This is a genomic window from Streptomyces sp. NRRL F-5650 (genome assembly GCF_000721365.1).
GTDB classification, from domain to species: domain Bacteria; phylum Actinomycetota; class Actinomycetes; order Streptomycetales; family Streptomycetaceae; genus Streptomyces; species Streptomyces ardesiacus.
In genome coordinates this window covers 1-20,209 of sequence record NZ_JOGV01000072.1, presented here as the reverse complement: position 1 = coordinate 20,209, position 20,209 = coordinate 1, and the positions used below count along the sequence as shown (strand labels likewise).

Here is a 20,209-nt window from a genome sequence, read left to right as displayed (position 1 = left end):
GGGTGGGGTCGTCGGCGAACGCGGGGGCGGTACCCGCCAGTACGGCGGTGCAGGCCAGGGCCACGGCACTGAGGATGGTTCGGCGCATGGGGTCGCTCTCTCTCGTCGTTCGGCGCGTCGGCGCACCGCGCGGGTGCGGGACGGATCGGACGGAGAGACGAGGCGGGAGCGGGACGGGTTGCAAAGAAACGGCAAAGTCGCCGGTGCCGTCAGCCCCCGCAGGGCAGGTCGGCCTCCAGGAGGGTGGGGCCGCCGGGCGGGCTGGTCAGGCGGAGGGTGCCGTCCAGGGCGGCCACGCGGCGGCGGATGCCGGTCAGGCCCGAGCCGCCGTCCTCGTCGGCGCCGCCCCTGCCGTCGTCCTCGATCCGCAGCCGCAGCCGGCCGCCCCCGGCCCGGACGGTGACCGAGGCCCGTTCGGCGCCGCTGTGCCGGGCGATGTTGGTGAGCGCCTCGGCGACCACGAAGTACGCCGTCGCCTCGACCGAGGCCGCGCACCGCTCCGGCACGTCCGCCTCGACGCGGCACGGCACCCCGCAGTCCGCCGCGAGGCCCAACAGCGCGCCCGCGAGGCCGCGGTCGGCCAGGACCGGCGGCAGGATGCCCCGCGCCACCGAACGCAGCTCCGCCAGCGCCTGCTCCGCCGCCGACTGGGCCCGCTCCAGCAGTTCGTCGGCCCCGGCCGGGTCGCGCGCCGCCATCCGCCGCGCGGCGCCCAGCAGCACCGTGACGGACACGAGCCGGTTCTGCGCGCCGTCGTGCAGGGAGCGTTCGATCCGGCGCAGTTCGGTGGCGTGCGCGTCCAGTGCGGCGGCCCGGGTCGCGGTCAGTTCCGCCACCCGCAGCGACAGGTCCGTGTCCGGGCCGGCCGCGAGCAGCCGCCGGGCCGGGGCCGCCTGGAGCCGTGCCAGGCCCGGCCCCAGGCCCAGGAGGATCGCCGTCCAGCCCACGCCCAGCAGCATCGCCGCGACGGCGTCCAGCCAGGTGTGCGCGGTGCCGACGCCGACGGACGTGGTCGTCGTCTCGGGCACCAGCCACCACCACAGCGGGAACGTGGTGTCCCGGACCGCGCACAGCGGCAGCAGCAGACCGAGCAGGCCCAGCAGCAGCCCCAGGGTGCCGTGCCGCACCAGCCAGCGCAGCTCGCGCCGGGTGGTGGGGTCGGCCGGCGCGCGTCGCAGCCGGACCGGCGGCGGGTCGGGCGGCACGATGTCGACGCCCCGGCGGGCGAGGCGGGCGCGTTCGCGCCGGGCCAGCGCGTGCAGGGCGCGCAGCACGACGGGCGCGAGCAGCAGCCCGACGCCAACCGGCGCGGTCACGGCGGCCACGGCGGCCAGCAGCAGCACGCCCAGCGCCCGCACCGCCGTGCCGAACCCGCCGACGAGCTGACCCGTCGCCGCACCGGCGGCGCGCAGGGTCCGTACGGCGGTCTCCCGCACGGACGTCACCGGGACCACCGCCATCCGCCTGCCTCCCTCCGGGCCGTACGCCCCCGGCGGGCGTGCTCGGCGTGGCCGACCCTATGCCGCCCGGCGGGCCCGCGGCGGACGCGGAGCCGGAAAGTACAGCCTGCTGTACCCCGGACCGGGCGGCCCACGGGATCGGCCGCCGGGGCCCGGATCCCTAGCGTCGGAGAGGACCGCAGCAGACGCCGACGGAGGCCGCAGCCATGACGCACCAGGACCGCCCAGCCCACGACAACCCCTACCGCCTGAGCGCGCCGCAGGCCGCTCCCGCACCCGGCGGCGGACCGGACGCCGTCTCCCGCGGGGACGTCCTGCGGACGCTGCTGTGGGCCGTCGTGGTGCTGAGCGCGGTCGCCAACATGACCCTGTCCTTCACCGGTGCCGCCGCCCCGCTCCACCTGGCCACCGGTGTGGTGACCGTCCTCGCCGCCGGCACCCTCGTCGTACGCGCCCTGCGGGGTCGGCGATGAGCACCGCCGCCCCCGCCGCCGCCACGGCGCGCAGGGCGCCCGCCATCGCGCTGGACCGCGTGGCCAGGACCTATCCGGGCGGCGTCCGGGCGCTCGACGAGGTGTCGCTGACCGTGGAGCACGGCACGTTCCTCGCGGTGATGGGGCCCTCGGGCTCCGGCAAGAGCACCCTGATGCACTGCGCGGCCGGGCTGGACACCCCCACCTCGGGCCGGGTCCGCATCGACGGGCAGGAGATCTCCGGCCTCGACGAGGCGCGCCGCACCGAACTGCGCCGCGAGCGCGTCGGGTTCGTCTTCCAGGCGTACAACCTGATCCCCTCGCTCAGCGTCGAGGACAACATCACGCTGCCGCTGCGCCTGGCCGGGCGGCGCCCGGACCGGGAGTGGCTGCGGGCGCTGGCCGAACGGGTCGGACTGGCCGACCGGCTGGCCCACCGCCCGGCCGAGCTGTCCGGGGGACAGCAGCAACGTGCCGCGCTGGTGAGGGCGTTGGCGGCCCGGCCCGCCGTCGTCTTCGCGGACGAGCCGACCGGCGCGCTGGACCTGCGCAGCGCCCACCAGGTGCTCGGCCTGCTGCGCGCGCTCGTCGACGACCTCGGCCAGACGGTGGTCATGGTCACCCACGACCCGGCCGCCGCGGCCCGCGCCCACCGCGCGCTGGTGATGGCCGACGGCCGGGTGGTCGAGGAGCTGGAGCGGCCGACGGCACCGCAACTGGCGGACCGGCTCGTCGCGTTGGGAGAGCGGTAGCCGTGCTGCACCTCGCCCTGCGGATGGCCGCGCACCGGATCACCGCCCTGCTCGCCGTGGCGTGCGCGGTCCTCGGCGGCGCGGCCCTGATCACCACCACCGGCGTGCTCGCCGAGTCGGGGCTGCGTTCCCAGCTCCCGCCCGGGCGGCTCGGCGGCGCGGACGTCGTGGTCGCCGCCGACCAGGAGTTCCACCCGAGCGGGGACCTGCCCCTCGCCCTGCCCGAACGGGCCGCGGTCCCGGCCCGGCTCGTCGACCGGCTGGCCGCCCTGCCCGGCGTCACCGCGGCCGTCGGCGACATCGGCTTCCCGGCGGCGCTCCTCGACGCCCGCGGAGGTGTCACCCCGGTCGCGGAGGACCCGAGGACGGCGGGGCACGGCTGGTCCTCGACGCGGCTCCTGGCGGACGCGCGGGTGGAGGGGCGGGCGCCGTCCGGCGCGCACGAGGTCGCGGTGGACGCCGGGACGGGGCTGGCGGTCGGCGCCCGGGTCGAGGTCGTGGCCAACGGCCGCCCCGCGACGTCCTACCGGGTCTCCGCACGGGTCGACGCGCCCGGCGCGGGCGTCTACTTCGCGGACGGCACCGCCGCCGCTCTCGCCGCCCGTGACGCGGGCGGCGGGGGCCCGCGCGCCGGGACGGTGGACCTGATCGGGCTGCGGACCGACGAGGGCGCCGGTGACCGGGTCGCCGCCGCCGTCCGCGCGGAGGTGGCGGGCACGGGGCTCGACGTGAGCACCGGCGCCGACCGGGGCGGGGCGGTGGCGCCCGGCACGGGTTCCGCGCGTTCGCTGCTGATCCTGCTCGCCGGTTCGCTCGGCGGGATCGTGCTGCTGATCACCGGCTTCGTCGTCGCGGGCGCGCTGGGCGTGACCGTGGCCGGGCAGCGCCGCGACCTGGCGCTGATGCGGGCCGTGGGCGCCACGCCGAAGCAGATCCGCCGGCTGGCCGCCGCACAGTCCACGGTCGTCGCGGTGATCGCCCTGGTGCCGGGCGTGGCCGCCGGGTACCTGCTCGCCGGGCGCTTCCGGGACCTGCTGGCCGGCCACGACGTCCTCCCGTCCGAACTCCCCCTCACGGTCAGCCCGTTGCCCGCGCTCGCCACGCTGTTCCTGGTGGTGGCGGCCGTACGGCTCTGCGCCCGGTGCGCGGCCTGGCGCACCTCGCGGATGCCGGCCACGGAGGCGGTCGCCGAGTCCCGCAGCGAGCCGCGCACCCCGTCGCGGACGCGGACCCGGGCCGGGCTGCTGCTGATCCTCGGCGCGTGCGCGCTCTCGGTGGTGCCGCTGCTGTCGCGGACGGTCCTCGGCGCCTCGGTCACCTCCGTCGCGGGCATCATCGCCGCGATCGGCCTGGCGCTGTCCGGCCCGGCGCTGGTCAGGAGCGCGGGTGAGGCCGTCGTACGGCGGCTGCGGCCCGGGACGGCGGCGCCGACGTGGCTGGCGCTGTCCAACGTACGGGCGTACGCGCTGCGGCTGTCGGGTGTGGTGAGCCCGCTGGCGATGGGCGTCGTCTTCGTGCTGACGTACACCCTCACCCAGACCACGGTGCTGGCCGCCACCACCGAGGACACCCGCACGGGCACGCTCGCCCAGTACGAGGTGACGGCACCGGCGCTGGGCGGGCTGCCCGAGGGCACCCTGTCCGCCGTGCGGAACGTGCCCGGCGTACGGGCGGCGGCGCCGGCCGGGACGACCACCGTGGTGTGGGAGTACGAGGAACTGGGCGACCCCGCGGCCGAGTCGGCCCCGGCGCTGGTCCTCGCACCGGACGCCGGGGGCGTCCTCGACCTCGGCGTCACGGAGGGCGGCCTGGACCGGCTGACCGGGGCGACGGTCGCCGTGAGCGGCGAGGCCGCCCGCACCCGTGGCGCCGGGCTCGGCAAGCGGGTGCGGCTGGTGCTCGGCGACGGGGCGCGCGTCGACGCCCGGGTCGTCGCCGTCTACGACCGGGGGCTGGGCTTCGGCCCGGTCGTCCTCTCCCGCGAACTGGCCGCCGGGCACACCACGACCGGCCTCGACCAGCGGATCCTCGTCCGCACCGACGGCACGCCCGAGGCCGGGGCGGGGCTCACCGCGCTGGCCGCCGGGCGGCCCGGCCTCGCCGTCGCGGGCACCGCCCGGGACGCCACCGGGGCCGACGCGCCGCCCGAGGTGTGGATCAACCTGGCGGTGGTCGTGGTGCTCCTGGGCTATCTGCTGCTGAGCATCGCCAACAAGCTGGTCGCCGCCACCGCCCAGCGCCGGACCGAGATCGCCGCGCTGCGTCTGGTGGGCACGACCCCGCGGCAGGTCCTCGCGATGATGCGCCGCGAGGCCGCCGTCGTCGCCGCCGCGTCCCTGGCCTGCGGCCTCCTGCTCTCCGCCGTCCCCCTGGCCCTGCTCGGCCTCGGCTTCCTCGGCCACCCGTGGCCGGCGGGCCCGGCGTGGCTCCTGCCGGTGGTGGCGGCGGCGGTCACGGCGACGGCGTACCTCACGATCGAACTCCCCACCCGCCACGCCCTCCGGGTACCGCCGGCGGAGGGGCTGCGGGTGGGGTGAGCGGGGAGGGGCGCCACGGGCACGCGGGGCAGGCGGGTCTGCACCACAGCCCAGGACCCGGGCCCCAGCCCGGCCCCCGCGGCACCACACGAAGCGAGGAGGAGCCACACACCCCCACCGGACAGGCGAACACACACCGCCGGCCCAGGACCCGGGCCCCCTGCCCGGCCCCCGCGGCACCACAAGGAGCGAGGAGGGACGACACCCCCACTCCGGGCGGGACCACGCCGCCGGCCGGGGCCCGGGCCCCACTGCCCGGGCCCCGCGGCGCCGCGGCCCGCCGGGGGTCAGGACCCCCGGGTGCGCAGGGCCGCACGGGCCGGGAGGGTCGCGGCGGCCAGGGCGAGGATCGCCGTCGTCGCGGCGAACGCGGTGTACAGCAGCGGGGGGACGTACGGGGACTCGCCCGTCAGCCCGCGCATCATCGGGGTCAGCGTGACCATGGCGACGGCGGTGCCCAGGCCCACGCCCGCCGCCGACACCAGCAGGCTCTCCCAGCCCAGCATGCGCAGTACCTGGCGCCGGGTGGCGCCGACCAGGCGGAGCGTCTCCAGTTCGCGGCGCCGGTCCAGGACCGTCATCACCAGGGTGTTGACCGCGGCTACGGCAGCGAAGCCGCCCAGGACGGCGGCCATCATGAAGTTGGCCCAGGCGCCGAACTCGCGGTCCACGTTCTGCGCGCGGGCGTAGCCCGAGGCGTCGGTGACCTCGCCGAGCGCGCCGAGCGGCCCGGCGTCGCCGCCGCTGACCAGCAGGGTGTCGTCGAAGGCGGACGTGACGTGTCCGTCCAGGGACGCGCGGTCCATGGTCACCGCGGGCAGTCCCAGGCCACGGCCGTAGACCGCGACGATCTCCGGGGCGGCCTCCGTGCCGTCGGGCAGGCGCAGCGGCAGCTTGTCGCCCAGGCCGGTCCTCGTGGCGGTGGCGAGGGTCCTGTCGACCGCGACCCGGCCCGGGCCCACGCGGTCCAGGCTGCCCTCGCGCACGTCCAGATCCTGCACCCGCGCGAGCCGTCCCACGGGGGCCGGGACCCCCTGGACCGCGGTGGCCTGCAACGACGTCTCGCCACCGCCCCGTACGGGCACCAACACCTGCGTGTCCAGCACGGCCACCGCGGCGTCGACGCCGGGAACGCGGGCCGCGCGCTCGGCGGCGTCGGCGGGCAGACCGGCCGGGGCGGTCACGACGTGGTCGGCCGTGATGCCGTCGCGGAGCTGCCGGGAGGCGACGTGGCTCTCGCTCGTGTGCATGAAGACCAGCGTCGAGGCGAAGGCCATGGCCAGCACGACGGGAGTGATCGCGGAGGCCAGCCGCCGGGCGTTCGTGCGGGAGTTGGCGGCGGCCAGCGAAGCCGACGCGTCCCCGCCCCGCAGCAGCAGGCCGAAGAGCGCCGCGGTCAGCCGCGCGAGAACCGGGCCGAGCAGGGCGACGGCCAGCATGAAGAGCATGACGACGCCGAGCGAGGCGTTGGCCGCGTCCGCACCGGCGGCGGAGGCCGCCACACCGGCGAGCACCGAGCCGCCGCAGGCCGCGGCGAGGCCGAGCACACTACGGACCGCGCCCGGCCGCAGCCGCTCCACCGACGCTTCGGCGAGCGCCTGCCCCGGCTTGATCCGGGCGGGCCTGCGCCCGGCCGCCCACCCGGCGCCGAGTGCCGTGAGCAGCCCCAGACCGACGGCGGCGAGCAGCGGAAACACGGAGACGTGCACGTCGACCGCCTCCGGTACGGCCCCGCGGTCCTGCATCTGCCCGAACCACCAGTGCGCCAGCCCGATGCCCGGCAGGCAGCCGAGCAGCCCGGCCGGCGGGGCGACGAGCAGTGCCTCGGCGGCGACCGCCCGGCGGATCTGCCGCGGGGTGGCGCCGACGGCCCGCAGCAGCGCGAACTCGCGGGTGCGCTGGCCGACGGAGAGGGCGACCGTGCCGGCCGCGGTGAAGACCGCGACCAGGGTGGCGATCCCGCCGAAGGAACCGCCGACCGCGAGGAGCGTCTCCTTGGCGTACGCCAGCCCGTGGTCCTCGACCTCCCCGCGGTCGTCGCCGGTGAGCACCCGGGCGCCGGAACCGGCGAGGGCCTTCCCGACGGCCGCGGCGAGGGCGTCCGGGTCCACGCCCTCCTTCGCCAGAACGGCGACGGCGTCGGCCTCGCCCGGGTGCCCGGCCAGCACGGACGCCTCGGCGTCGGCGAACCAGGCCGTGGCCCCGCCGCCCGGCCCCTCCCGCGCGGCGTCACCGGCACCGGCGTCGGCCAGCCCGGACACCCGGAAGGCGGCCCGCCCGTCCGCCGTCTCCAGCGTGACGGTGTCGCCGACGCCGGCCCGCGCGGCACGGGCCGCGCCGGCGTCGAGGACGACCTCGCCCGCCCGCGGCGCGGCGCCCCGGGTCAGCGTGGCGCCGGTGAAGGCGTGCGAGCCCCAGCCGTGACCGGTGAGCGCGGCCGCGGCGGATCCCGGCGTACCGTCACCGCCGTGCACCGGGAAGGTGTGGTCGGCCACGGCGGCGGCCGCGCCCGGTACCCCGGCGGCCCTCGCCGCGAGCCCCGCGTCCACGCGGGCCCTGCCGGGCAGCGGAAACTCGGTCACCTCGGGACCGTCGACCGTGTCGGCGACGACCCGTGCGGACTGGTCGGCGGCCACGACGACCGGTGCGTCCGCGTACCGCTGCGCCGGCACCGAGGCACGGATGCCGGTCTCCAGCAGGACGCCGCAGGCCGCGACGACCAGCGCCGACATCATCAGCGCGACGAACGTGCCCACGAACGAGGCGGGCTTGAAACGCACGGCCGCGCGAGCGAGACCATTGGGCTTGACGCTCATGCCGCCGCCCCCGCACCGGCCCCAGCCCCAGCTCCGGCTCCGGCCCCGGCCGTCGCCCGGGCGCGGCCGGTGAGCTCGGCCATCCGTGCCGCGATCTGCTCCGCCGAACCCCGCTCCAGCCGGGCGGCGAAGGCCCCGTCGGCGAGGAACAGCACGCGGTCGGCCCAGGCGGCCGCGGCCGGGTCGTGGGTGACCATGACGACGGTGGCGCCGAGGGTGTCCACCGCGTGCCGGAGCAGCCCCAGGACCTCGGCGGCGGTGCCGGTGTCGAGGGCGCCGGTGGGCTCGTCCGCGAAGATCACGTCGGGTGCGGTGACCAGGGCGCGGGCGACGGCCACCCGCTGCTGCTGGCCGCCGGACAGCTCACCGGGCCGGCGCCGCGCCTTGTCGGCGAGCCCGACCCGCGCGAGCACCTCGGCCGCACGCCGGTGGTCCTGGCGCTGCCCGGCGAGGCGCACGGGCAGCAGCACGTTCTGCTCCACGGTCAGCGAGGGCAGCAGGTTGAACGCCTGGAAGACGAAGCCGAGACGGCTGCGGCGCAGCTCGGTCAGCTCGTTCTCGCTCATGCCGGTGATCTCCGTGCCGCCGAGCCGCACCGACCCCGCCGAGGGCCGGTCCAGCCCGGCGGCGCACTGCAGGAAGGTGGACTTGCCCGACCCGGACGGCCCCATGACGGCGGTGAAGGTGCCGTGCGGGAGGGCGAGGTCGACGCCCGCGAGCGCGTGCACGGTCCCCGCGCCGCGGCCGTACTGCCGCCGGACCCCGCGCAGTTCGACGGCAGGCCCGGGCGTGGCGGCCGGAACCTGCTGACGGTCGTCCGCGGGTCCCGGCCGGTGGTCGGCCTTCTGCCGCTTGCCCTTGCGTAGCCTCATGCTGCCGTCTCCCTCATCCGTGCTTCGTGCGTCCTGGTGACGGAGGGAAGAGTGCGGGGACGGCTCGGCGCCGGGCGTCATACCCGGGAGCCAACGTGGGACCGCTACCGCGGTAGGGGGTGGTCCTGCCGCGGGGAGGGACGGACCGGCCGGACTACTCTCCGGGGGCCACCAGCCCCGACTCGTAGGCGAAGACGACGGCCTGGGCGCGGTCGCGCAGGGCGAGCTTGGTGAGGACGCGGCTGACGTGGGTCTTCACCGTCTGCTCGGCCAGCACCAGCGTCTGGGCGATCTCCGAGTTGGACAGACCGCGGGCCACGAGGGTGAGGACCTCTCTCTCGCGCTCCGTCAGGCCCTTGAGCCGCAGCGCGGGCCGACCCCGGGTCGCGGGGCGCTGCTTGGCGAAGTCGGCGATGAGGCGGCGCGTCACGGAGGGGGCGAGCAGCGCGTCGCCCGAGGCCACGATCCGTACGGCGGCGATGAGGTCGGCGGGCGGCGCGTCCTTCAGCAGGAAACCGCTCGCGCCCGCCCGCAGCGCCTCGTAGACGTAGTCGTCGACGTCGAACGTGGTGAGCATCAGGACCCGTGGCCGGTGTGTCACCCCGGGCGGGGGTGCGAGCAGCCGGCGCGCGGCCTCCAGGCCGTCCGTCCCGGGCATCCGCACGTCCATCAGCACGACGTCCGGGTGGGTGCGCCGGCTCAGCTCGACGCCCTGCGCGCCGTCGGGTGCCTCGCCCACCACGTCGATGTCGCTCTGGGCGGCCAGCAGCGCGGCGAATCCGGCCCGCACCATGGCCTGGTCGTCGACGATGATGACGCGCGTCGTCACGTGAAGTCCTCCTCGGTCAGCGGAAGTCGGGCGGCGACCCGGAAGCCGCCGTCCGGCAGCGGGCCCACGTCGAGGGTGCCGCCGACGAGCCGCACCCGCTCGCGCATGCCCACGAGGCCGTGCCCGGTGCCGCCCGCCTCCAGCGGACCGGAGGGCGGATCGGGCGGCGGCCCGTTGACCACCAGGACGGTGAGCCGCCGGGCCCCGCCTGCGCCTCCGCCTTCGTCGGCGCCTGCGCCTGCGCCTGCGCCTTCGTCGGCGTCGGCGTCGGCGTCGGCGGGGCGCGACACCGACAGCGCCACGCGTGTCGCGGCCCCCGGCGCGTGCCGTACGACGTTCGCGAGGGCCTCCTGGACGATGCGGTACGCCGAGAGCCCCACCGCCTCGGGCACCTCGGCGTCGACGGTGGTGGCGCAGGGGGTGAAGTCCACCGGCGCGCCCGTCCGTGCCGTCGCCGCCACCAACTGTTCGATCTCGGGGAGCCCCGGCTGGGGCGCCAGCTCGCCCCGCGTCTCCTCGCTGCGCAGGACGCCGAGGAGCCGCCGCATCTCGCCGAGCGACTCCCGGGCCGTCGCCGCGATGGAGGTGAACTCCTCGCGCGCGTCGGGCGGCAGCGCCGCGAGGCGGTACTCGGCGGTGTCCGCCTGCACCGTGATGACGGACATGTGGTGGGCCACGACGTCGTGCAACTCGCGTGCGATGCGGGCGCGTTCCTCCAGCAGCGTCCGACGGCCCCGCTCGGCCTCGCTGATCGTCTCCTGCTCGGCCAGCCGGCGCTGCGCCTCGTACCGCTCGCGCAGCGCCGCGCTCAGCAGGAGCGTGACGCCTCCGAGGATGGTGAGGAGCAGGTCCCTGGCGCCGGCGCCGTGGGGGGCGGCGAATCCCAGGCCGACGTTCGCACCGGCCGTCGCCAGCCACACCAGCACCAGGGTCCGGCGCCGCTCGCGCAGACCGAGCGCGAGGCACAGGGCGACGTACCCGACCAGTTCCATGGGCGGGAACGGCCACAGCAGCCGCGCGTCGAAGTCGACGGTGAGCAGGGCGAGCGCCCCGGCCACGTCCGCGGCGACGACGACGTACCAGGCGTGCAGCGGGCGTACGACGGCGAGCAGCAGCGGGGCCGTCTGCGCGACGGCCAGCGCGCTCGCGACGGCGCCGTTCAGCCCGTAGTCGGCGGTCAGGACCACGACGGTGGTGGGCAGCAGCGCGACGCACAGCACGAACGCCACGGCCCACGGCAGCCACCGCACCCACCGCCGCGAAGCCCCCGCGAGCAGCGCACGCGGGCGCTCCACTGAGGTCATGGTCACCAGACTAGGTGTCACGCGAGGCCGCGCCGTCCCCCTGAAGAGCCAAACCGGAGTGATACCCCGGTAGGGGGTGCCCGTCAGACCGAGGCCGCCGTCCAGTCCCGCAGCAGCGCCAACTGCTGGTCCCTGGTGGGGGCGACGTCCTCGGGCTCCTCCCGGCGCCAGGCGACCAGCTCCCCCACCGTGGCGGTGCCGTCGGCGAGGCGGGCGAGCAGGGTGCGGGACAGCTCGTACTCGTCCGGGGTGTGGATGCCGCCGGTGACGGCGATCAGGGCGTTCGCCTCGACCGTGCCGTCGGTCTCCGTCTCCACCAGCACCGTGAAGTACGGCGGCTGTTCGCCGTCGCCCGTGATCAGCGCGACGACCGAGTCGAACGCCATGGAGGCCAGCCGCCGCCGCCCGGACCGCACGGCGACGTCCCGCACGTCCAGCCCCCGCACCTCGCCCCAGCCCCAGGACCGCCCGCCCTGCGCGTGCCCCAGGATCTCCACCCCGTCCCCGGTCAGCCGCACACCGGCCGCGGTACCGGTGGGTTCGGCCCCCATGTACACGCAGTCCTCAGTGATCCAGAACAGGCCGACCATGGCCATGGGCGTCTCCCCTTGAAGGTGCGGATGCGGACGACGTCCGTCGCGCCGCCGTTCGTGGGGTGAGACGCACGCACTCCCGCCCGAGTTCCCCCCGGGACGACGGGGGAAGAGCCACGGCCGACCGGGGTTGCCGGTCGGCCGTTGGGGCTTACGGGGCCACCGGTGTGGTCGGGCCCACCAGTTCCGTCAGGACGTCCTCCATCGTGACGAAGCCCAGGACCGAGCCCGTTTCGCCGGTGACGGCGGCCAGGTGGCTGTCCTCCGCGCGCAGCGCGGTGAGGGTGTCGTCCAGGGGGGTGTCGATGCGGACGCGGGTGACGCGGTGCAGGGCCGAGCGCGGGAAGGGGCTCTCGCGGTCGGTCAGGCCCAGGGTGTCCTTGATGTGCAGGTAACCGAGGACGGTGCCGCCGGGGCCGGTGACCGGGAAGCGGGAGTAGCCCGCGTCGGCGGCCAGGCGTTCCAGCTCGGCCGGGGTGACCGTGTGCGGGACCGTGCGCATCTTCTGCGCCGGGACCAGGATCTCGCCGACCGGGCGGGTGCCCAGTTCCAGCGCGTCGCGCAGGCGTTCGCCGTCGGCCGGGGTGAGCAGTCCGGCCTCGCTGGCGTCGACCACCATGCGGGCGAGCTGGTCGTCGGTGAAGACGGCCTCGACCTCGTCCTTCGGCTCCACCCGCAGCAGCTTGAGCAGCGTGTTGGCGAAGGCGTTGATGCCGAACACCACCGGCTTCAGGGCCCGGGTGAGGGCGACCAGCGGCGGGCCGAGGATCAGCGCGGTGGTCGCCGGGGCGGCCAGGGCGATGTTCTTCGGGATCATCTCGCCGATCAGCATGTGCAGGTACGTCGCCAGGGTCAGGGCGATGGCGAAGGCGACCGGGTGGACCAGCGCGTGCGGCATGTGGACCGCCTCGAACACCGGCTCCATCAGGTGCGCGATGGCCGGTTCCGCGACCGCGCCGAGCACCAGGGAGGAGACGGTGATGCCGAGCTGGGCCGTGGCCATCATCTGGGAGATGTGCCGCAGGCCCCACAGGGTCATCCGGGCGCGCTTGTCGCCCGTCTTCGCCCGCGGCTCGATCTGGCTGCGGCGCACCGAGATCATGGCGAACTCGGCGCCCACGAAGAACGCGTTGGTGAGCAGCGTCAGCGCGCCGATGAAGAGCTGTACGACGGTCATCGGGCCGGCTCCCGCTCCTCGTGCGCCGACCGGTCGCCGGCCGGCTCCTCGTGCTCCGGGGCGCCGTCGTCCGGCGCGGGGGCCGTGACGCGCAGGCGGTCGGCGCGGTGGTGGTCGACGTCGAGGACGTCGATGCGCCAGCCGTCCAGGGCGACCACGTCGCCCTTGGCCGGGATGCGCGTGAGGTGGGTGGCGACCAGACCGGCCAGGGTCTCGTACGGACCCTCCGGCGCGGTCAGGCCGATGCGCCGCAGGTGGTCCAGGCGCAGCGAGCCGTCGGCCTCCCAGGCCGCGCGGCCGTCCGCGGCGGCGGGGACGGGCAGCAGGTCCGGTATCTCGACCGGGTCGTGCTCGTCGCGCACCTCTCCGACGACCTCCTCGACGATGTCCTCGACGGTCGCCACACCGGCCGTGCCGCCGTACTCGTCGATGACGACGGCCATGGTGCGACTGGCGCGCATGCGTTCCAGCAGGCGGTCGGCGGGCAGGCTGTCCGGCACCAGCAGGGGTGCCGTGGCCAGCTCGGTGACGGGCGTGGCCCGGCGCCGCTCCGGCTCCAGGGCCAGCACGTCGCGGACGTGGACCGTGCCGACGACGTCGTCCAGGCTGTCCCGGTAGACCGGGAAGCGGGACAGGCCGGTGGCGTGCGAGAGGTTCGCCGCGTCGGCGGCGGTGGCGTGGGCCTCCAGGGCCTTGACGTCCACGCGCGGCGTCATGACGTTCTCCGCGGTCAGCTCGCCCAGGTGCAGGGTGCGGACGAACAGCTCGGCCGAGTCCGCCTCCAGGGCGCCCTCCGCGGCCGAGTGCTGGGCGAGGGCGACCAGCTCCTCCGCGCTGCGGGCGGACGCCAGCTCCTCGGCCGGTTCCAGGCCGAAGCGGCGCACGAAGCGGTTGGCCGTGTTGTTCAGGTGCCGGATGAAGGGGCCGAAGGCGGTGGTGAAGCCGCGCTGCGGGCCCGCGACGACCTTGGCGACGGCCAGCGGGCGGGAGATCGCCCAGTTCTTGGGGACCAGCTCGCCGACGACCATCAGGACGACGGTGGAGAGGACCACGCCGAGCAGGGTCGCCACCGTCGAGGCGGCGCCGCCCAGGCCGATCGCCGTCAGCGGGCCGCGCAGCAGCACGGCGATCGACGGCTCGGCCAGCATGCCGATGACCAGCGAGGTCACGGTGATGCCGAGCTGCGCGCCGGAGAGCTGGAGGGTCAGGGAGCGTACGGCCTTCAGGGCGCCGTCGGCGCCGCGCTCACCGGACTCGGCGGCCCGCTCCAGGTCACCGCGCTCGACGGTGGTGAGGGAGAACTCGGCCGCGACGAAGACCGCGCAGGCGAGGGTGAGCAGGAGGGCCAGCAGGAGCAGCAGGACCTCGGTCACCGTGCCACCCCGCTTTCCTCACGCACGTACGGGGGGACTGGCGGGCCGGCCGCGACACGGCCGGTACTAGGGGGCTCCATTACGGAACGGGACTCCTTAACGGGGTCGGTGGGCGCCGGTCCCAGCCGGCGCCCGCAGGTTCTTCCTCATGGTAAAGGACGAGCAAAGAGATCGGGAGTCCTGAGACCCCTATGCTTCTACTCGCCTGTAGAGAACGGCGGAGGGAATCCGCTTGTTCCCTCGGGCGTCGTCACAGCAGTTCCCGCACGGATGACCCCCGGACGAACGTGAAGGAGTGAACGCCTCGATGGTGTTCAAGCGGCTGCTCGGTTCCCTCGGCGTGGGCGGACCCACGGTGGACACGGTCCTCGACCCGGGCGCCGCCCGGCCCGGGGGCACGCTGTCGGGCCGGGTCCACCTAGTCGGCGGCACCGCCGACCACGACGTCGAGCACGTCGCGCTGGAGCTGGTGGCCCGCGTGGAGACGGAGCACGAGGAGCACGGCGACGGGGAGGGCGTCCTCGTCTTCGACCGGCACGTCGTCGGCGGCGCCTTCCGGCTCGCGGCGGGCGAGGAGACCAGCGTCCCGTTCACGGTGACGCTGCCCTGGGAGACCCCGGTGACCGAGCTGCACGGGCAGCCGCTCGGCATCGTGCTCGGCCTGCGCACGGAGCTGGCGGTCGCCGGTGCCCGCGACAAGGGCGACCTGGACCCGCTGGCCGTGGCGCCGCTCCCGGCCCAGGAGGCCGTCCTGGAGGCCCTCGGGCAGCTCGGCTTCGGCTTCCGCTCCGCCGACCTGGAGTACGGCCGCATCGGCGGCACCGGGCAGCAGCTCCCCTTCTACCAGGAGATCGAGCTGACCCCGCCCCCGGCCTACGCCCACCAGGTCGACGAGATCGAGCTGACCTTCCTGGCCGTGCCCGGCGCCCTGGAGGTGGTACTGGAGGCGGACAAGCGCGGCGGGGCGTTCTCCGACGGCCACGACGCGCTCAGCCGCTTCACCGTCCCGCACGAGGGCCCCGCCGGGCCGCAGGACTGGAACGCCCTGGTCGACGGCTGGATCCGGGAGCTGGTCGAGCACCGGGCGTCCTACGGCTCCCACGCGGTGTACGGCCACGAGTCCGGGTACGCCGGGCACGACCCCGGCCCCGGCGGCCACGAGTCCGGGCACGCGGGCGGCGGGCCCGGGATCGGCACCGCCGTCGTCGCGGGCGCGGCCGGGATCGCCGGGGGCATGGTGATGGCCGAAGTCGTCGACGAGGTGGGGGACTTCTTCGAGGACGACTCCGAGGACGAGGAAGGCTGATAACTTCTACAGTGCTGTAGAGGGTCGGGCTCGCCCCCGATCGCCCCCTTCCGACCGGTACGGAGTACGGAGTTCTCATGGCCCTGTGGGACCGCTTCAAGGAGTCCGCGTCGCAGATGCAGACGCAGCTCGTGGCGAAGAAGAACGACCTCAAGAGCGGTGCCTTCCGCGACGCGAGCATGGCGATGTGCGCGCTGGTCGCCGCGGCCGACGGCAGTGTCGACCCCTCGGAGCGGCAGCGGGTCGCCCAGCTCATCGCCACCAACGAGGTGCTGCAGAACTTCCCCGCCGACGACCTGCGCCGCCGGTTCGAGGACAACCTCAACAAGCTGACCGCCGACTACGACTTCGGCAAGGTCGGCATCCTCCAGGAGATCGCCAAGGCCAAGAAGAAGCCCGCCGAGGCACGGGCCGTGGTGCAGATCGGCATCGTGATCGGCGGCGCCGACGGGGACTTCGACAAGGACGAGCGCGCCGTGGTCCGCGAGGCCTGCTACGCCCTCGACCTGCCCCCGCACGAGTTCGACCTCTGAGCCCCCGGGCCCCGGTACCGGGCCCGCCGACCGTGCCGTAGATTCCGTGTGCGGGCCCGTGCCGCGGGCCCGCACCGCACATCCACCAGGGGAGCCCCGTGTTCGGACTCAGCGAACTCGCGATCATTCTCGTCGCGTCGCCGTCGTCCTGGCCATCAAGAAACTCCCCGAGCTGACCCGCTCGGCGGGCAAGTCGGCCCGCATCCTCAAGGCCGAGGCCCGCGCCGCCAAGGAGGCGGACGAGCCCGGGACCCCGCGCGTCATCCAGGGGGAGGCGGTCCGGCGCGAGGACCCCGGCACCGGCGCCGGCCCCCAGGACACGCCCCGGGCCTGACCGTCGCCGCGGCCGGGATCAGGACGGGTCCGCGGGCACGGCCGACAGCAGGCTGTGCACGACCGGGCCCGCCGAACCGCCGCCCGTGACCCCCTCCTCCACCACGACGGCGACGGCGACGTTGCCCCGGTGGGCGACGAGCCAGCCGTTGTTGTCCTGGTCGTCGGAGACTTCGGCGGTGCCGGTCTTGGCGCCGACCTCACCGGGCAGGTCGGCCAGGACGCGGGCGGTGCCGTCGGTGACGGTGGCCCGCATCAGCCCCCGCAACTGGGACACGACCCCGCCGGGGAGCGGCTCGGTGCGCGTCCCGTCCTCGTTGCCCGCGGTGAGCGAGGGCTGGTGGAACTCGCCGGAGACCGCGGTGGCCGTCACCGACGCCATGATCAGGGGGTTGGCCTGGATCCGGCCCTGCCCGATCATCGACGCCGCCTTCTCCGTCTCGTCCTTGGGCACCGGCACCGAGCCGTCGTACGTCGGGATGCCGGCGTGCCACTCCTGGCCGACCCCGAAGTAGGTGCGGGCGACCTTGCCCAGCTCCCCGTCGCCGAGCTTGCCGCGCAGGCCGATGAAGGCGGTGTTGCAGGACTCGGTGAAGTCCTTGCGGAAGGTGGCACCGGGGTGCTCGGACGTCTCGACGTTGTGGAACTCCTTGCCCACCGTCAGGTACTTGGGACAGTCCACGACGTCGTCGGGCGCGACCGCGCCCTTGAGCAGCAGGGCGCTGCTCGTGACGATCTTCCAGGTGGAGCCGGGCGCGTAGGTGCCGGAGGCGGCGCGGTTGAAGCCGGAGGCGGGGGAGTTGGCCAGGGCGAGCACCTCGCCGTTGTCGACGCGCAGCGCGACGAGGGCCGCGTTCTTGCCGTCGGCCTCCCCGAGTGCCTTCTCGGCCGCCGCCTGCCAGGTGGCGTCCAGGGTGGTGCGCACGGGCCGGTCCGCCGTCGCCGGGTCGGGCTTCCCGCCGAACGTCGCCTCGGTGCGCACGGTCTTCCCGTCGGCCCGGTCGACCAGCCGGACCGCGCCGCGCGGACCGCCCGCTCCGCCCTCCCCGCCCGCGAGCCGCCCCAGGAGCGGGGCCAGGGACGGGTAGGCGCCGTCCACGAGGGAGACGCCCTCGCGGTCCGTGACCTTCGGCGGGGCGGTCTCCTCGCGCTCCAGGCGGAACTTCTCGGTGTCGCTGAGCCTCGGGTGCACCAGGGACAGCCGCCAGTCCACCTTCCAGCCGCCGTCCTGCTCGCGCAGCGGCAGCCGTGACTCGTACGTCCAGGTGCCCAGGCCGGTGACGGGCATCCTGGCGGTGAAGGGGACGCCGAGCGTGCCGTCCTCGTCCTCCTCCGCCCGGTCGTCCGCCGCCGTCAGCCGCGGCTTGTCGATGTCGAGGCCCGCGGTGAAGCTCTGCAGCACCTCCTGCGCCTTGCCGGGGTCGGTGGTGCGGCCCGCCGCGCTCGGGAGGCGCCCGGCGGCCCAGTCGGCGAGGAAGGCGTGCGCCTGTTTCATCGCGGCGGGGTCGGGACCGTCGTCGCCGCGCGCGAAGGGGCCGAACCCGGCGGCGTACGAGCCGCCCGCGGCGACCGCGAGCACGACGCCGACGGCGGCGACGGCCCGCACACCGCCTCGGGACCTGCGGCGGCGGGACGGGGTGAGGTGCGGAGTGTCGGGCACGGGAGGGTCCTTGTCGGGTCAGCGGCCGGAGTCACGGCCGGGGTCGGAAGCAGGGCCGGAGTCGGGGCCGGAATCGGGGCCGGGGCCGGGGTCTGTGAAGAAGTCGAGGACCGTGCCGGTGGCGTCCAGGTCCCCGCTGACCCGGCCGAACCCCTTGGGCGGGGGCACGGTCGAGCCCGGCCAGGTGTGACCGGCGTCGTGGACGACGAGGAGCCGCACGGTGCCGTCGGCCCGCCCGCCGCCGGGGGCGGCGTTCCGGAACCGCCACTCCGTCCGGTCGTAGCCCTTCTCCGCCCGCGTGACCGGCTCGCCCGCACCGGCGGCCGCCGCGAACGCCGCCGCGGTGTCCCGGGCCGACCTGGTCGCCAGGATCGGCTCCTCGGGGTCCGGCAGCGGGGAGGGCAGGCCCGCGAGGGGCCGTACGGGGTCGTCGGCGCCGTAGACGACCATGACCGGGACGGGTCCGGTGGGCTCCACGGCGGCGTCGCCGGTGGGGAGCTGACCGGAGACGGAGGCCGCGCCCGCGAGCAGGGCGGGGCGCTCGGCGGCCACGCGCAGGGCCATCGAGCCGCCGTTGGAGAACCCGGCGACGTAGACCCGTGCGGGGTCGGCCCGCTCGGTGCGGACCAGGTGCTTGACGAGCGCCTCGGTGAACCGCACGTCCAGACCGGGGTCCGGGCGCTGCTTCGTCGCCCGGGTGCCCGCGCCCCAGCCGTGGGCCAGGCCCTCGGGGAAGGCGACGAGCATGCCGCGTGCGGTGGCGGCCTGCTCCAGCCGGGACTTGGCCCGCAGTTCGGCGGCGTCGGCGCCGCGGCCGTGGAAGGCGACGACGAGGGGGCGCGGGCCGTCGGCGGCGGAGGCGGCGGGCCGGTGCAGGAGGTACTGGCGGACGTCGCCGTCCACGCGGAGCCGTTCGCGGGTGCCGGGCGGCGGGGTGGCCGTACCGGAGCCGCCGCCGGTGCCGGACGGGGTGCTCGCCGAGGGCGCCGCGGCCGGACGGCCGGATTCGGTGGCGCAGCCGGTCAGCGGGAGAGCCAGGGCGAGGGCGAGCACGCCGGGCCAGCGGCGGGCACGTTCACGGAAGGTGCGCATGGCCCGAGGAGAGCAACCCCGTGGCGTCGTTGTCCAAGACCGATATGAATGTCGGATCGATCAATCCCCGATATGATGACTGGTCGTGGACCTGGTGCGGCACCTGGAGTGCTTTGTGGCTGTTGCAGAAGAGTCACACTTCGGCCGTGCCGCCGCCCGGCTCGGCATGGCCCAGCCGCCCCTGTCGCAGCGCATCCAGCGGCTGGAGAAGGAGCTGGGCGTCCGGCTCTTCGAGCGCTCCAGCCGTCACGTGACGATCACCGAGGCGGGCACGCTGCTGCTCACCGAGGCCCGCGAGCTGCTGGCCCGGGCCGAGTCCCTGCGGGCCGCCGCGCGGCGCATCAGGGACGGCGAGAGCGGCCTGCTGCGGGCCGCCCTGTCCCCCGACGTGTCCGGCGAGACCGTCGCCGCGCTGCTGGCCGGCTTCCGGCGCCGGCACGCGGGCCTCGAACTGGAGCTGCACGAGCTGACCACCGCCCAGCAGCTCGCCGGGTTCGCGGCGCACGAGCTGGACGTCGGCCTCATCCACCACCCCTGCGACGTCACCGGCCTGGAGCTGGGCCCGGTGCTCCGCCGCGACCTCGGCGTGCTGCTGCCGCGGGGCGCCCCGCAGACGGAGCTGGAGGAGGTGCCGCTGGCCGCCCTCACCGGCTACGACCTGGTCCTCTTCCCGCGCGCCGACGCGCCCGCGGTCTACGACGACCTGCTCACCGCCTGCGCCCGGGGCGGCTACACCCCCACCGCCGTACGGCACGGGCAGGGCGCCGGGTTCGTGCGCGGGCTGCTGTCCACCGGGGCCGTCGCCCTCGGCCCCCGCGACACCCGGCTCGTGACCCCCGGCGACCCGGACCTGGTCTGGCGTCCGCTGGCCGGGGCCCCGCCCGCCTGGCGGCACTCCGCGGCCTGGCCCAAGGGCCGCGGTGACGCCGCCGTCGGCGCCTTCGCGGACGCGGCCACCCACGCCCTGCGCACCACGGCCGACGCCCACCCCGAGACACCCGCCCGGCCCCTGCACCTACGCCCGGCATCGGAGTTCTGGCTGTGACCCCTCCCCCGCCCTGTCTCTTATACACATCTCCGAGCCCACGAGACCGTACTA

General features: G+C 75.9%; 16 protein-coding genes and 2 pseudogenes. 7 read left to right on the top strand and 11 right to left on the bottom strand.

All coding sequences use genetic code 11. From position 1 onward, the window contains the following. Both IG88_RS44745 and IG88_RS0136225 read right to left on the bottom strand, forming a co-directional pair. Positions 1 to 88: pseudogene (locus IG88_RS44745) on the bottom strand (sortase-dependent protein); the annotation flags it as partial. A 121-nt stretch (positions 89 to 209) separates the two neighbouring features. Further along, positions 210 to 1,460, bottom strand: coding sequence for a sensor histidine kinase (locus tag IG88_RS0136225; RefSeq protein WP_031050643.1), 1,251 nt, complete (start codon positions 1,458 to 1,460; stop codon positions 210 to 212). Positions 1,461 to 1,666: 206 nt separating this feature from the next. Between IG88_RS0136225 and IG88_RS0136220 the strand changes: the two genes are divergently transcribed. The 3 genes from IG88_RS0136220 to IG88_RS0136210 are packed head-to-tail and all read left to right on the top strand — an operon-like array spanning position 1,667 to position 5,222. After that, positions 1,667 to 1,933 carry a hypothetical protein gene (locus tag IG88_RS0136220; protein ID WP_031050642.1) on the top strand — a complete coding sequence of 89 codons (267 nt, stop codon included), beginning with the start codon at positions 1,667 to 1,669 and terminating at the stop codon, positions 1,931 to 1,933. Beyond that, positions 1,930 to 2,685, top strand: coding sequence for an ABC transporter ATP-binding protein (locus tag IG88_RS0136215; protein ID WP_031050639.1), 756 nt, complete (start codon positions 1,930 to 1,932; stop codon positions 2,683 to 2,685). The genes IG88_RS0136220 and IG88_RS0136215 overlap by 4 nt, the downstream gene beginning before the upstream one ends. A gap of 2 nt (positions 2,686 to 2,687) precedes the next feature. Beyond that, positions 2,688 to 5,222, top strand: coding sequence for an FtsX-like permease family protein (locus tag IG88_RS0136210; RefSeq protein ID WP_031050638.1), 2,535 nt, complete (start codon positions 2,688 to 2,690; stop codon positions 5,220 to 5,222). Between the two features lie 287 nt (positions 5,223 to 5,509). On the opposite strand, the gene IG88_RS0136205 is transcribed toward IG88_RS0136210, so the two are convergent. From IG88_RS0136205 to IG88_RS0136175, 7 genes are all read right to left on the bottom strand, one after another. Next, positions 5,510 to 8,038, bottom strand: coding sequence for an ABC transporter permease (locus IG88_RS0136205; protein WP_031050635.1), 2,529 nt, complete (start codon positions 8,036 to 8,038; stop codon positions 5,510 to 5,512). Further along, positions 8,035 to 8,910 (bottom strand): ABC transporter ATP-binding protein, encoded by an 876-nt coding sequence (locus IG88_RS0136200; RefSeq protein WP_031050633.1) that lies wholly within the window; start codon positions 8,908 to 8,910, stop codon positions 8,035 to 8,037. The genes IG88_RS0136205 and IG88_RS0136200 overlap by 4 nt, the downstream gene beginning before the upstream one ends. A gap of 154 nt (positions 8,911 to 9,064) precedes the next feature. Further along, on the bottom strand, positions 9,065 to 9,739 hold the full coding sequence (locus IG88_RS0136195; RefSeq protein WP_031050631.1) for a response regulator: 675 nt from the start codon (positions 9,737 to 9,739) through the stop codon (positions 9,065 to 9,067). Next, on the bottom strand, positions 9,736 to 11,043 hold the full coding sequence (locus IG88_RS0136190; RefSeq protein WP_031050629.1) for a sensor histidine kinase: 1,308 nt from the start codon (positions 11,041 to 11,043) through the stop codon (positions 9,736 to 9,738). The genes IG88_RS0136195 and IG88_RS0136190 overlap by 4 nt, the downstream gene beginning before the upstream one ends. Positions 11,044 to 11,126: 83 nt before the next feature. Next, positions 11,127 to 11,639, bottom strand: coding sequence for a hypothetical protein (locus IG88_RS0136185; RefSeq protein ID WP_031050626.1), 513 nt, complete (start codon positions 11,637 to 11,639; stop codon positions 11,127 to 11,129). Positions 11,640 to 11,787: 148 nt separating this feature from the next. After that, positions 11,788 to 12,813, bottom strand: a complete 1,026-nt coding sequence (locus IG88_RS0136180) for a hemolysin family protein (protein WP_031050623.1) — start codon at positions 12,811 to 12,813, stop codon at positions 11,788 to 11,790. Continuing rightward, complete coding sequence (locus tag IG88_RS0136175; RefSeq protein WP_031050620.1) at positions 12,810 to 14,186, bottom strand: hemolysin family protein; 1,377 nt, start codon at positions 14,184 to 14,186, stop codon at positions 12,810 to 12,812. The genes IG88_RS0136180 and IG88_RS0136175 overlap by 4 nt, the downstream gene beginning before the upstream one ends. A 307-nt stretch (positions 14,187 to 14,493) precedes the next feature. Here IG88_RS0136175 and IG88_RS0136170 point away from each other — a divergent pair, with 307 nt between their 5' ends. The 3 genes and pseudogenes from IG88_RS0136170 to IG88_RS39530 all read left to right on the top strand — a co-directional run bounded on the left by IG88_RS0136170 (position 14,494) and on the right by IG88_RS39530 (position 16,359). Next, entirely contained in the window at positions 14,494 to 15,492 is a 999-nt protein-coding gene (locus IG88_RS0136170; RefSeq protein WP_031050617.1) for a sporulation protein, read from the top strand. Between the two features lie 77 nt (positions 15,493 to 15,569). Beyond that, positions 15,570 to 16,025: a tellurite resistance TerB family protein gene (locus tag IG88_RS0136165; protein ID WP_031050614.1), complete on the top strand. Its 456-nt coding sequence runs from the start codon at positions 15,570 to 15,572 to the stop codon at positions 16,023 to 16,025. A 98-nt stretch (positions 16,026 to 16,123) separates the two neighbouring features. Further along, positions 16,124 to 16,359, top strand: a pseudogene (locus IG88_RS39530) (Sec-independent protein translocase subunit TatA/TatB). An 18-nt stretch (positions 16,360 to 16,377) separates the two neighbouring features. Here the strand turns inward: IG88_RS39530 and IG88_RS0136155 are convergent. Together IG88_RS0136155 and IG88_RS0136150 are read right to left on the bottom strand one after the other, a co-directional pair. Next, positions 16,378 to 18,018 (bottom strand): penicillin-binding transpeptidase domain-containing protein, encoded by a 1,641-nt coding sequence (locus IG88_RS0136155; protein ID WP_031050611.1) that lies wholly within the window; start codon positions 18,016 to 18,018, stop codon positions 16,378 to 16,380. 18 nt (positions 18,019 to 18,036) lie between these two features. Further along, positions 18,037 to 19,110 carry an alpha/beta hydrolase family esterase gene (locus IG88_RS0136150; protein WP_051852201.1) on the bottom strand — a complete coding sequence of 358 codons (1,074 nt, stop codon included), beginning with the start codon at positions 19,108 to 19,110 and terminating at the stop codon, positions 18,037 to 18,039. A 115-nt stretch (positions 19,111 to 19,225) separates the two neighbouring features. Between IG88_RS0136150 and IG88_RS0136145 the strand changes: the two genes are divergently transcribed. Continuing rightward, positions 19,226 to 20,155: a LysR family transcriptional regulator gene (locus tag IG88_RS0136145; RefSeq protein ID WP_234332458.1), complete on the top strand. Its 930-nt coding sequence runs from the start codon at positions 19,226 to 19,228 to the stop codon at positions 20,153 to 20,155. Positions 20,156 to 20,209 lie beyond the last annotated feature (54 nt).

Coding starts and splice junctions, on each gene's coding strand:
- IG88_RS0136150 (WP_051852201.1), bottom strand. CDS start 19,110: ATGCGCACCTTCCGTGAACGTGCCCGCCGCTGGCCCGGCGTGCTCGCC.
- IG88_RS0136165 (WP_031050614.1), top strand. CDS start 15,570: ATGGCCCTGTGGGACCGCTTCAAGGAGTCCGCGTCGCAGATGCAGACG.
- IG88_RS0136185 (WP_031050626.1), bottom strand. CDS start 11,639: ATGGCCATGGTCGGCCTGTTCTGGATCACTGAGGACTGCGTGTACATG.
- IG88_RS0136180 (WP_031050623.1), bottom strand. CDS start 12,813: ATGACCGTCGTACAGCTCTTCATCGGCGCGCTGACGCTGCTCACCAAC.
- IG88_RS0136220 (WP_031050642.1), top strand. CDS start 1,667: ATGACGCACCAGGACCGCCCAGCCCACGACAACCCCTACCGCCTGAGC.
- IG88_RS0136225 (WP_031050643.1), bottom strand. CDS start 1,460: ATGGCGGTGGTCCCGGTGACGTCCGTGCGGGAGACCGCCGTACGGACC.
- IG88_RS0136170 (WP_031050617.1), top strand. CDS start 14,494: ATGGTGTTCAAGCGGCTGCTCGGTTCCCTCGGCGTGGGCGGACCCACG.
- IG88_RS0136205 (WP_031050635.1), bottom strand. CDS start 8,038: ATGAGCGTCAAGCCCAATGGTCTCGCTCGCGCGGCCGTGCGTTTCAAG.
- IG88_RS0136190 (WP_031050629.1), bottom strand. CDS start 11,043: ATGACCTCAGTGGAGCGCCCGCGTGCGCTGCTCGCGGGGGCTTCGCGG.
- IG88_RS0136200 (WP_031050633.1), bottom strand. CDS start 8,910: ATGAGGCTACGCAAGGGCAAGCGGCAGAAGGCCGACCACCGGCCGGGA.
- IG88_RS0136215 (WP_031050639.1), top strand. CDS start 1,930: ATGAGCACCGCCGCCCCCGCCGCCGCCACGGCGCGCAGGGCGCCCGCC.